Origin of the sequence: Streptomyces sp. YIM 98790 (genome assembly GCF_011421595.1) — a bacterium.
In the GTDB taxonomy this organism is placed as follows: domain Bacteria; phylum Actinomycetota; class Actinomycetes; order Streptomycetales; family Streptomycetaceae; genus Streptomyces.
The window spans coordinates 1-9,352 of the sequence record NZ_WTLH01000141.1; the positions used below are offsets into that span (position 1 = coordinate 1).

General features: G+C 75.2%; 11 protein-coding genes. 1 reads left to right on the forward strand and 10 read right to left on the reverse strand.

Annotated features, from left to right (window positions below):
• The 8 genes from GQS09_RS20540 to GQS09_RS20575 all read right to left on the reverse strand — a co-directional run.
• The coding region (locus tag GQS09_RS20540) for a serine/threonine-protein kinase (RefSeq protein ID WP_207958074.1) at window positions 1-911 on the reverse strand (911 nt) is incomplete at its 3' end.
• Between the two features lie 181 nt (window positions 912-1,092).
• Complete coding sequence (locus GQS09_RS20545) at window positions 1,093-2,469, reverse strand: 8-oxoguanine deaminase (protein WP_165988457.1); 1,377 nt, start codon at window positions 2,467-2,469, stop codon at window positions 1,093-1,095.
• Window positions 2,470-2,477: 8 nt separating this feature from the next.
• A complete protein-coding gene (gene pucL, locus GQS09_RS20550) occupies window positions 2,478-3,503 on the reverse strand; it encodes a factor-independent urate hydroxylase (RefSeq protein ID WP_165988459.1) in 1,026 nt (341 codons plus the stop codon).
• Between the two features lie 5 nt (window positions 3,504-3,508).
• Window positions 3,509-3,877 carry a hydroxyisourate hydrolase gene (gene uraH, locus GQS09_RS20555; RefSeq protein WP_165988461.1) on the reverse strand — a complete coding sequence of 123 codons (369 nt, stop codon included), beginning with the start codon at window positions 3,875-3,877 and terminating at the stop codon, window positions 3,509-3,511.
• The gene (gene uraD / locus GQS09_RS20560) at window positions 3,874-4,440 is read right to left on the reverse strand and encodes a 2-oxo-4-hydroxy-4-carboxy-5-ureidoimidazoline decarboxylase (RefSeq protein ID WP_399552571.1); all 567 of its coding nucleotides are present in this window, start codon (window positions 4,438-4,440) and stop codon (window positions 3,874-3,876) included. The genes uraH and uraD overlap by 4 nt, the downstream gene beginning before the upstream one ends.
• Window positions 4,441-4,557: 117 nt before the next feature.
• On the reverse strand, window positions 4,558-4,983 hold the full coding sequence (locus tag GQS09_RS20565; protein ID WP_165988463.1) for a helix-turn-helix domain-containing protein: 426 nt from the start codon (window positions 4,981-4,983) through the stop codon (window positions 4,558-4,560).
• Window positions 4,980-5,297, reverse strand: coding sequence for a hypothetical protein (locus GQS09_RS20570; protein ID WP_165988465.1), 318 nt, complete (start codon window positions 5,295-5,297; stop codon window positions 4,980-4,982). Before GQS09_RS20570 ends, GQS09_RS20565 begins: the two co-directional genes overlap by 4 nt.
• Window positions 5,298-5,351: 54 nt before the next feature.
• Window positions 5,352-5,672: a DUF5955 family protein gene (locus GQS09_RS20575; protein ID WP_313896245.1), complete on the reverse strand. Its 321-nt coding sequence runs from the start codon at window positions 5,670-5,672 to the stop codon at window positions 5,352-5,354.
• Window positions 5,673-6,010: 338 nt separating this feature from the next.
• Between GQS09_RS20575 and GQS09_RS20580 the strand changes: the two genes are divergently transcribed.
• Entirely contained in the window at window positions 6,011-6,679 is a 669-nt protein-coding gene (locus tag GQS09_RS20580) for a hypothetical protein (protein WP_165988468.1), read from the forward strand.
• Window positions 6,680-6,763: 84 nt separating this feature from the next.
• Here the strand turns inward: GQS09_RS20580 and GQS09_RS20585 are convergent, their stop codons facing one another.
• Together GQS09_RS20585 and GQS09_RS20590 are read right to left on the reverse strand one after the other, a co-directional pair.
• The gene (locus tag GQS09_RS20585; RefSeq protein WP_165988469.1) at window positions 6,764-8,017 is read right to left on the reverse strand and encodes a SpoIIE family protein phosphatase; all 1,254 of its coding nucleotides are present in this window, start codon (window positions 8,015-8,017) and stop codon (window positions 6,764-6,766) included.
• A gap of 113 nt (window positions 8,018-8,130) precedes the next feature.
• The gene (locus GQS09_RS20590) at window positions 8,131-9,267 is read right to left on the reverse strand and encodes a winged helix DNA-binding domain-containing protein (protein WP_165988471.1); all 1,137 of its coding nucleotides are present in this window, start codon (window positions 9,265-9,267) and stop codon (window positions 8,131-8,133) included.
• Window positions 9,268-9,352: the final 85 nt, after the last annotated feature.

A 9,352-nucleotide genomic window follows, 5' to 3' on the forward strand; every position in this document is an offset into this window, starting at 1 on the left:
CTGCGCGCCCGGACCGCTCCGGCCACCCGTTCCGGCAGCCAGCCGCCGCCGGTGAGCATCTCCGCCGGGCTGCGGCCGTCGCCGCCCGCCGCGGCGCCCGCCATGCCGCCGAGCCGTTCCAGCAGCTGCGGCACGGCGGGCCGCTCCCGCGGGTCCTTGGCCAGGCACGGGGCGACCACCGCGTGCAGCCCGGACGGCAGCCCGTCCAGGTCCGGATTCTCGTAGACCGCCCGGAAGTTGACCGCGTGGGCCGAGCCGACGCCGAACGGCGCCCGCCCGGTGGCGGTGTACGCCAGCACCACGCCCAGGGAGAACACGTCCGCGGACGGCCCCACCCGGTGGCCGCCGACCTGTTCCGGGGCCATGAAGCCGGGCGTGCCCACCACCATCCCGGCCTGGGTGGCGACCGTGGTCTCGGCCGCGGCCAGCGAAATGCCGAAGTCGATGACCCGGGGGCCGTCCGCGGCCAGCAGGACGTTCGAGGGCTTGAGATCGCGGTGCACCACCCCGGCGGCGTGGATGCCCTCCAGGGCCTCGGCCAGGCCGGCGCCGAGCGCCAGCACCGACCGCACGGGCCAGGGGCCGTGCAGGCTCACCGCCTCGCCCAGCGGCAGGCCCGGCACATAGGCGGTGGCCAGCCAGGCCGGGCTGCCCTCGGGATCGGCGTCCAGCACCCCGGCGGTGAAGACGCCGCTGACCCGGCGGGCGGCGGCGACCTCCCGGGCGAACCGGGTGCGGAAGACCGGGTCCTCGCCCAGCTCGGGCCGGATCACCTTGACCGCGACCGCACGGCCCCCGGGCGAGCGGCCGAGATACACCCGGCCCATGCCGCCGGCGCCGAGCCGCGCCAGCAGCCGGTACCGCCCCACCTGCCGGGGATCGGCCGCCGACAGCTCCTGGAAACCCGCCATGTGCCCGCCCTTCCGTGCCCACCGCCGGGCGTACATCGTCGCGGAGTGCCCTCCGCCCGTCAGGGGCGTACCCGAAGCCGAAGCGGTTTCGTGACGTACCCGCGGCACGGCCGACGGCACGACGGCCGCCCCCGCCCGCCCGCGGGGCCCCGTCCGCGCGGGAACCGCCGGAGGCGCGCGCTCAGGAGGCCAGGCCGGCCAGGGTGGCCAGCCGCTGTGCCTCGGCGCGCGCGGCCCGGGCGATCTCGTCCTCCTCGGCGGTGACCAGCCGGCCGTCCTCCACCACCGGACGGCCGTTCACCAGGCCGAGCGTCACCGGGGCCGCGGGCCCGAGCACCAGCGCGGCCACCGGGTCGTCGATCGACGAGTGCCCCAGCCCGTCCAGCCGCCACAGCACCAGATCGGCCAGTTTGCCCGGCTCCAGGGAGCCGATCTCGCGTTCCCTGCCCAGCACCCGGGCCCCGCCGATGGTGCCCAGCCGCAGCGCCGCCCGGGTGGTCAGCGCGTGTTCCCGGTGCGGTCCGAGCCGCTGCACCAGCAGCGCGTTGCGCAGCTCGGTGTGCAGCTCGCCGGCCTCGTTGGAGGCGGTGCCGTCCACACCCAGCCCGACCGGCACGCCCGCGGCCAGCAGGTCCGGTACCCGGGCGATCCCGGCGGCCAGCCGGGCGTTGGAGGACGGGCAGTGCGCCACACCCGTCCCGGTGCGGGCGAAGGCGGCGATGTCCCGGTCGGACAGGTGCACGCAGTGCGCCATCCACACGTCCTCGCCGAGCCAGCCGGTGGACTCGAAGTAGTCCGTGGGGCCCATGCCGAACAGCTCCCGGCAGTACTTCTCCTCCTCCACCGTCTCCGAGCCGTGGGTGTGCAGCCGCACGCCCTTGCGGCGGGCCAGCTCCGCGGACCGGCGCATCAGCTCCGGAGAGGCGGTGAACGGCGAGCAGGGCGCGGCGGCGATCCGCAGCATGGCGCCGAAGGCCGGGTCGTGGTGGGTGTCGATGGCCGCCTCGGTGGCCAGCAGCGCCTGCTCGGTGGTCTCCACGGCGAAGTCGGGCGGCAGGCCGCCCTGCGACGCGCCGCGGTCCATGGAGCCGCGGGTGGCGGTGAAGCGCACGCCCAGCTCACGGGCGGCCCGGATCTCGGCGGCCAGCAGGTCGCCGCTGCCGCGCGGGTGGATGTAGTGGTGGTCCATGGCGGTGGTGACCCCGCCGCGCGCCATCATGGCCAGGGAGGCCCGGGCGGCGGTGTGCACCATGTCCTCGTCGATGCGCGCCCACACCGGGTAGAGGCTGACCAGCCAGTCGAAGAGGTTGTGGTCCTGGGCCAGCCCGCGGGTGAGCCACTGGTAGAAGTGGTGGTGGGTGTTGACCAGGCCGGGGGTGGCCAGATGGCCGGCGGCGTCGATGCGGCGGGCCACCCCGGTCAGGCCGTCCGGGGCCGGGCCGGGGCCGACCGCCTCGATCAGGCTGCCGGAGACCACCACATGGCCGGTGGCGTGCTCGGTGCCGTCCGCGTCCACGGTGGCGACGGCGCAGTTCTCGATGACCAGACGGTCCGCCATGGTGCTCCTCAGGGCAGGTTGGTGAGGTCGGCGGGGATGCGGGCGGCGGCGCCCGGGCGCAGCACCGTCGCCTCGATCAGGCCGTAGGGCCGGTCGGCGGCGAAGTAGACCTCGTTCTCGTTGGTGAGGCCGAACGGCTCCAGATCCACCAGGAAGTGGTGCTTGTTGGGCAGCGAGAGCCGGATCTCGTCGATGCCGGGGCAGTCGGCGAGGACGCGGCCGCCCATCGCGTAGAGGGTCTGCTGGAGCGAGTAGGAGTAGGTGGTGGCGAAGGCGGCCAGCAGGCCGTCACGGGCCTGCCGCCAGATGCCGTCCCAGTCGCGGTGGTCCGGCACGGCGCCCTCGGCGGCGGCCCCCGCCGCGGGTCCGGCAGCCGGAGGGCCGGGGCTGCCCCGGTGCCGCCAGCAGGCGCTGACCTCGGTGGCCAGGATGCGGTCGTGGGTCTCCTCCAGGGTGGTGTAGCGGTCCTTGAGGTAGCCGTGGAACTCGGAGCCGGTGGAGTTGAGCACGGTGAGGTGCTTCAGCCCGCTGAGCACCTCCCAGCCGTCCCCGTCGTAGCCGACCTGGGCGGTGCGGATGACGTCGCCGCGGCGGACGAAGGAGTGCCGCGCCGCTCCCTCCGCACCGGCGGCTCCGGCGGCTCCGGCGGGGGGCTCGATGCGGTCCCAGGCGTACTCCTCGATCCGGATGCGGGCGCTCCGTATGGTGCGCCGGCCGGTGACGAAGTGCCGGGCGAGCAGCATGCCGAACTCCTCGGGCGAGGCGATGCCGTGCTCCTTGGCGAAGGCGAAGACGGTGTTCTTGGCGGTGTCGGTGGGCAGCACGGCGGCGTTGGAGCCGGTGTAGTGCGCCTCGTCCATGTCGCCGGAGAGCGCCACCGAGACGTTCAGGTCCCGGATGTGGTGGGTGCGCCCCTCCCGGGTGACCCGCACCACCCGGGTCTCGGCCTTGCCGTACTGGTTCGGGCCGAGCAGCGCGGTGCCGGACACCGGCCCGTCGGCGGGGAGGCTGGGCGCGGGCAGATCGGCGCTCATCGCGGTCAGCTCCCTCGGTAGACGGTGTAGCCGTACGGGCTGAGCAGCAGCGGCACATGGTGGTGCTCGCCGGGCGCGACGGCGAAGACCACCGTGGCCTCCGGGAAGAAGGCCGCGCCGCCGAGGTGGCCGGCGACGGCGAACTCCAGCCGGGCCCAGGCGGTGGCGGACGGCAGCGGCGGCAGGCCGGTGCAGCGGCCGTCCGCGTCGGTGACGGCCCTGGCGTGCTCCCGCCACTCCCCCGCCGGGCCGTTCCGCACCGCCAGGGTGACGGCCACGCCGCGGGCGGGATGCCCGGCGGCGGTGTCCAGCACATGGGTGGAAACGGTTGCCGGGGCGGCGGGGACCGCGGGCGGGGGGCTGCCGCTGCTCATCGGGAAGGTCCTTCCGCGGGAGACGGGGGTGGGTCAGGGGCCGGGGGCTGCCCGGGAGCGGTCCGGAGCAGGCCGAGAAGCCTGATGCGGTTGATCCTGCCGAGTTCGGTGCGCACGATCTCGCGCTCCGTCTCCGGCGGGTTGCCCAGCCGGGTCCGGGCGGCATCGCGCAGCTGCTCCGCGCTCAGCCCGGTGGCGCAGATGAGGAAGACGTGCCCGAACTTCTCCTGGTAGGCGAGGTTCAGCCGGAGCATCTCGGCGCGCAGCCCGGGGCCGGCGCCGGCCATGCCGCGCTGTTCGCGCGCGGAGACCGGGTCGCCGGGCGCGGGCCGCCCGATCGGCGGATGCCCGGCCAGCGCCTCGGCCAGGCCGTCGGCGCCGAGTGCGGCCAGGGCCGCGTCGGCGGCGGCGAGCACGCCCTCCGCGTCCGGGTAGGGCCGGCCGCGCAGCACGGCGTCGGCCCAGGCGCCGGAGGCGCAGACGCCGAGCAGGGCCCGGCGCACCTGGCCGGTGCCGGCCGTGTTCAGCCAGGCCGTTCCGGGGGCGGGGGTGTGCGGGGCCAAGACGACCTCCGGCGGGGTGAAGAGGGCTGGGCGGGCGGCGGCGCCGGGCGAGGGCGCGGGAATGCACGGGAGTACAGCTAAGCCACCGACCCGGCAGGAGTCAACAATCTGTTGAAGTCAGGTGGGTGTGCCGCCGCCCCGGCCCGGCGCCCGGCCGCCCTCTTCCCGGTTGAGGCCGCCCTCTTCCCGGTTGAGATAGTTGTAGACGGTGAAGCGGCTCACCCCGAGGGCCGCCGCCGCGGTCTCCACGCCGTGCCGCAGCGCGAAGGCGCCGCGCGCCTCCAGCTGCCGCACCACCGACTGCTTGGCCTTGCGGTCGAGCTGGGACAGCGGCCGGCCGTGCCGCCGCTGGAGGTCGTGCAGCAGGTGTTCCAGGGACTCGGAGAGCTGCGGAAGCCGCACGGCTGCCGCCTCCCGCCCCTCCCAGCTCAGCACCACGTCGTCGGGACCGGCGGCCTCCGGCGGGAGCAGTTCGGCGCCGATCGCGTCCACCAGCGGCTGCACGGCGTCGAGAAACGCCCGGCGGGCCGGATCGGCCGTCATCTCCCCGCCGTCCCCTCCGGCTCGGGCCCCGGCCCGGACCTCGGACCGGACCCCCGCTCGGGCCCCGGCTCCGTCGCCGGCAGGCTGCTGACCTGGAGGGAGATGCGGGTGGCGCCGGCCGCAAGGGAACTGCGCAGCAGGCTCTGGACGGCGGACAGCACCTCCTCGGCGGGGCCCTCCGCGGAGTTGCCGAACGGGCCGACGTCCACGGCGTCGAGCGGGGCATCCTCCATCACCCGGCGGGCCACCTCGGCATGGCGGGGCAGTTCCTCCAGGTCGAACGGCTCGGTGGTGAATTCCAGTCTCAGTCGCACCCGGCCAAACTAGCGCGGACCCCGCGCACCGGCGCGCCCGTCCCCGGCCCTCGCTCAGCGCCGCTCATGGACCGGGACGCGCTGCGCGGGCACGCCGAACAGGTCGACGGCCCGGCGGAGTTCGTCCAGCACGGGGGTGAGCGCGCTCACCGAGCCGAGCGCGCCGAAGACCATGAGCAGGCTGTGCCGCAGCGCCGCATCCACCGGGGCGGCACGGTCACCGGCCGCGCCGTGCGCCAGTGACTCCATGACGGCCAGCTCCCGTTCGGCCACCGCGCGGTCGGTGAGCGCGGAGGGATACGTCTCCAGCGCCACCCGCGCGCGGATCACGGCGCTGCGGAGCTCATCCAGCCGAGGATCGATTCCCGCGGCCACTCGGCCCTCCCCTGCCGTATCTGGCGACGCCCGGGCCTTCCGGGCACCCTGCCGGTGCTGACAGCGCCCCCGCGCGCCGGACGAGGACAGTAAATATCACTGTCCGCGCATCCCGCCACACGGAGGGCGAAAATCTGTGTCACATCCAGGTAAACGGCGGGCGCCCCCGGGAGGGTGTTCCCCGATTCCTTTCCGTGGCCGAACAGTGACCCGTACCGTGATCGGAACCGCTGCGGGCCCCGGCCGGATCGGGGAGACTGGGGCCAGCCGCCCCCGGGAATGCCTGGGCAATGCCGTCAGACAAGCCGTCCGAGCCGGGTCCGGAGCAGGAGCGCACCATGGCCAAGAGCGTGCCCGTCCGCTGTCCGGCGTGCCACCGGGAGCACGCCTTCATCCCGTCCGAATATCCGTGCGGTTGTGGTGCTCCGGTGCCGGTGCCGCTGCACGGGGCGGTGCCGGTACAGATACGGCACCGCTCGTGGGCGGACTCCTGGACGGAGGTGGCCTGCCCGGCCTGCGGGCAGCCCGGGCAGTGGCCGCAGCCGGAGTTCAGCTGCCCGTGCGGGGTGACGGTACGGCTGGCCGCGTCGGGCGGCGCCGAGGCCGCGGAGGAGATGCACGACGGCCGGCCCGCGTTCCGGCCGCTCACCATCCGCACCGCCTGCGACGCGGTGGCCTGCGCCGAGCAGTTCCTGCGCTGGCTGGGCTTCGAGAAGGTGCGGTCGGCCATGCCGCGCCGGGAGACGGACATCGATCTGCGCGGCCCGGAGGTGGTGGGCCAGGTCAACCCGGCCACCTCCCCGACCGGCCCGCGGGAGATCGAGACGCTCTGGCTGCACGGCATGGCCGAGTCGCTGACCGCGGTGGCCTTCTCGCTGGCGGGCTACGAGCGGGAGGCCCGCACCCGCGCGGACGAGCTGCATCTGCCGCTGTTCGTGCTGGATCTCACGGGCACCCCGCAGCCGGTGAACGACGCCGCCGACACCCTCCTGCGCCACCGCTCCTGAACACCCGGGCCCCGCGTCGGCCCGTACGGCGCGCCCGCGGCGCATCACGGCGGGACCGCGGGCGCCGCGGGCGCCGCGGGCGCGTCACAGGCAGACCACGATCAGGGCGATGTCGTCCGGTCCGCCGCCGGACAGGCCGAGCCGGCCCAGCAGCGCGTCCGCCGTCTCCTCGGCGTCCCGGCCCGCGCACCCGTCCAGGGCGGCGCACAGCCGGGCCAGGCCCACGTCGATGTCCTCGCCCCGGCGCTCGACCAGCCCGTCGGTGTACAGCAGGAGGGTGTCACCGGGCCTGTAGGAGAGGCTGGCCTGCGGGCGCGGCGCATGGTGCAGGCGGACCGCCAGGGGCGGGTCCGTGGCCAGGTTCAGAAGCTCCACGCTCCCGTCCGGGCGACCGAGCACCGGGGGCAGGTGCCCGGCGCTGCTGTAGGTGATCAGCCGGTTGCGGGTGTCGACCAGAACCTCCACGGCGGTGGTGCCCGTCGCTCCCTCGACCGAACGCGCGTACAGGCCCAGCACCTCCAGCGCCTGCGCGGGCCGGGCCAGGGCGCGGATGGCGGCGCCGAGCGAGCTGCGCAGCATTCCCATGACGGCGGCGGCCTCCAGGCCGTGGCCGACCACGTCGCCGACCGCCACGGCGAAGCGGTCGCCCTCCAGGTCCACCGCGTCGTACCAGTCGCCGCAGATGTTCATGGAGCTGACGGCGGGCAGGTAGCGCACCGCGATGTTGTGGTGGCGGGCCAGGTCCGGCGCCTGCAGCATGGCCTCCTGGAGCGTCACCGCCACCTCGCGCTGCTGGTCATGGGCCTGGCGCAGCGATTCGTTGAGCCGCATCAGCTCGTGCGCCTGCACGGACAGCTCGGCCTCCAGCGCCTGGAGGCCGGCGGTGTCCTCGCCGGCCACGGCCGCCGGGGGACGGCGTCCGCCGCGGTGGTGACGGGCGAAGGCGGTCACGTCCTCCACCCGGTGGATGATCCAGGCCACCGAGCCGTCCGCGGCCGTCACGGGGGTGTTGCGCGGCGACCACCAGCGCTCCTCGAAGCCGTCCGTGGCGTCCCCGGCGGGGATGTCGTACTTCTGCAGGGCCATGGTGTGCGGCTTCCCGGTGGCCAGCACCCGCTCCAGCGACGCCCGCAGGTTGTGCACCCCGGTGGCGTTCGGGTCGTCGGGGTTGTCGGGGAACGCCTCGAAGAGGTACCGGCCGAGCAGGTCCTCCCGCCTCCGGTGGGTCACCGTCAGATAGGCGTCGTTGACCTCCACGATCACCAGATCGGGACCCAGCACCAGATAGGGATTCGGCGTCGCGGCGAAGATCGCGGCGTAGTCGGCCGTCGCAACCACTGCGGAGCTCCCTTCGGGGGCTGCGGGCCCTCACCTCCACGCTACGGGTACCCGGTCCGCGGCGCGAACGCCCGTCCGGCCGCGCGCGGTGTCCCGCCCGGCCCGGGGTCCGGTCAGTCGTCCTGCTGCCAGCGCTGGTCGCGGACGGCGGCGTCGGGCGCGTGGAAGGCGAGCAGCCGCCCGGCCTCGGCCTCGGCGTCGGCGCGCTGCTCCGCGGTGAGCGGGCCGCCGAAGACGGTGACGGTGAGGGTGGCCGTCTCCCGGGCCGTCTCCAGCCGCCAGATGCCGCGGACGAAGCCGTCCACCAGCAGCACCGGGAACGCCCGGTTCCCCTTCCAGGTACGGTCCCGGGCGGCCGGCGAGATGATCCGGGTGCGGTCGGCGTGGCCGATGAAGACGTTGTCGTACTCGGGCAGGAAGCGGACCGGTGCGGGGGTGCCGGCGGACGGCCGCGGGGCGTCGGGCAGGTCGAACAGCTCGGTGCCCGACTCGTCCCGGAAGACCAGAAGGCGGTCCCGGTTGCGTTCGACCACGGAACGGAGCCGGGTCAGGCCGCACCACGTCTGGAGGTCCTTGACCGAGGCCGGGCCGAAGGCGGCGAAGTAGCGCAGGACCAGGGCGTCCGGGTCCGGGTCCGGCTCCGGGGCGGCGGCCAGGGGGCGGCCGAGCCAGTGCTCCGCGGTGGTGTGCCGGGGCAGGCCGCCCTGCCGCCACAGGCCGCGCGGCGGGGTCTGCACCAGGGGCAGCCGGTGGCGGGCCGCCATGGCCAGCGCCTGTGCGTCGCTCCGCGGCCAGTGCGGCAGCAGCGCGGCGCCCAGTTCGGCCCAGGTGCGCGGCTCCTCCTCGGTCAGGTGCCGGGCGCGCTCGGCGACGGCCGCGAGGTCCACGCCGCCCAGGTGCCGGGCGAAGGTGCCGGGCATCGGGCGGTCCATGACCGGCTGGAGCAGCGGGCGCAGCGCCACGCAGTCGTCCGCGGTGACGGTGTGGATGGTGTTGCGCAGCAGCGGGATGCGGACGAACTCGCGCTCCGCGAAGCGGCGGGAGAAGTCCTCGGGGTCGAAACCGGCGAGGCGGCTGAACAGCGCGGTGAAGTGGTTGTGCGGCACCTGGGTCTGGAGGCCCACCAGGTGCTCCACGGCCTGCGCGGCGGTCATGGCCGAGCGGCGCAGCAGCAGTTGCCGGCCGAGCAGGGCGCGGTTCAGCTCGCGCAGCGTGAGAGGCCGGCCGGGTGCGGTGGTCGTCGTCGCCATGCCCCGACCCTGGGACGCATTGCGGCCACTTCCCGACCGGAATTCCGGCCGCAAGGCCGCAAGGCCGCAAGGCCGCAAGGCCGCA

Excerpts from the sequence above, each read along its gene's own strand:
- GQS09_RS20565 (WP_165988463.1), bottom strand. The coding sequence starts at position 4,983 with ATGACGGCCGATCCGGCCCGCCGGGCGTTTCTCGACGCCGTGCAGCCG.
- GQS09_RS20580 (WP_165988468.1), top strand. The coding sequence starts at position 6,011 with ATGGCCAAGAGCGTGCCCGTCCGCTGTCCGGCGTGCCACCGGGAGCAC.
- pucL (WP_165988459.1), bottom strand. The coding sequence starts at position 3,503 with ATGAGCGCCGATCTGCCCGCGCCCAGCCTCCCCGCCGACGGGCCGGTG.
- GQS09_RS20590 (WP_165988471.1), bottom strand. The coding sequence starts at position 9,267 with ATGGCGACGACGACCACCGCACCCGGCCGGCCTCTCACGCTGCGCGAG.
- GQS09_RS20545 (WP_165988457.1), bottom strand. The coding sequence starts at position 2,469 with ATGGCGGACCGTCTGGTCATCGAGAACTGCGCCGTCGCCACCGTGGAC.
- uraH (WP_165988461.1), bottom strand. The coding sequence starts at position 3,877 with ATGAGCAGCGGCAGCCCCCCGCCCGCGGTCCCCGCCGCCCCGGCAACC.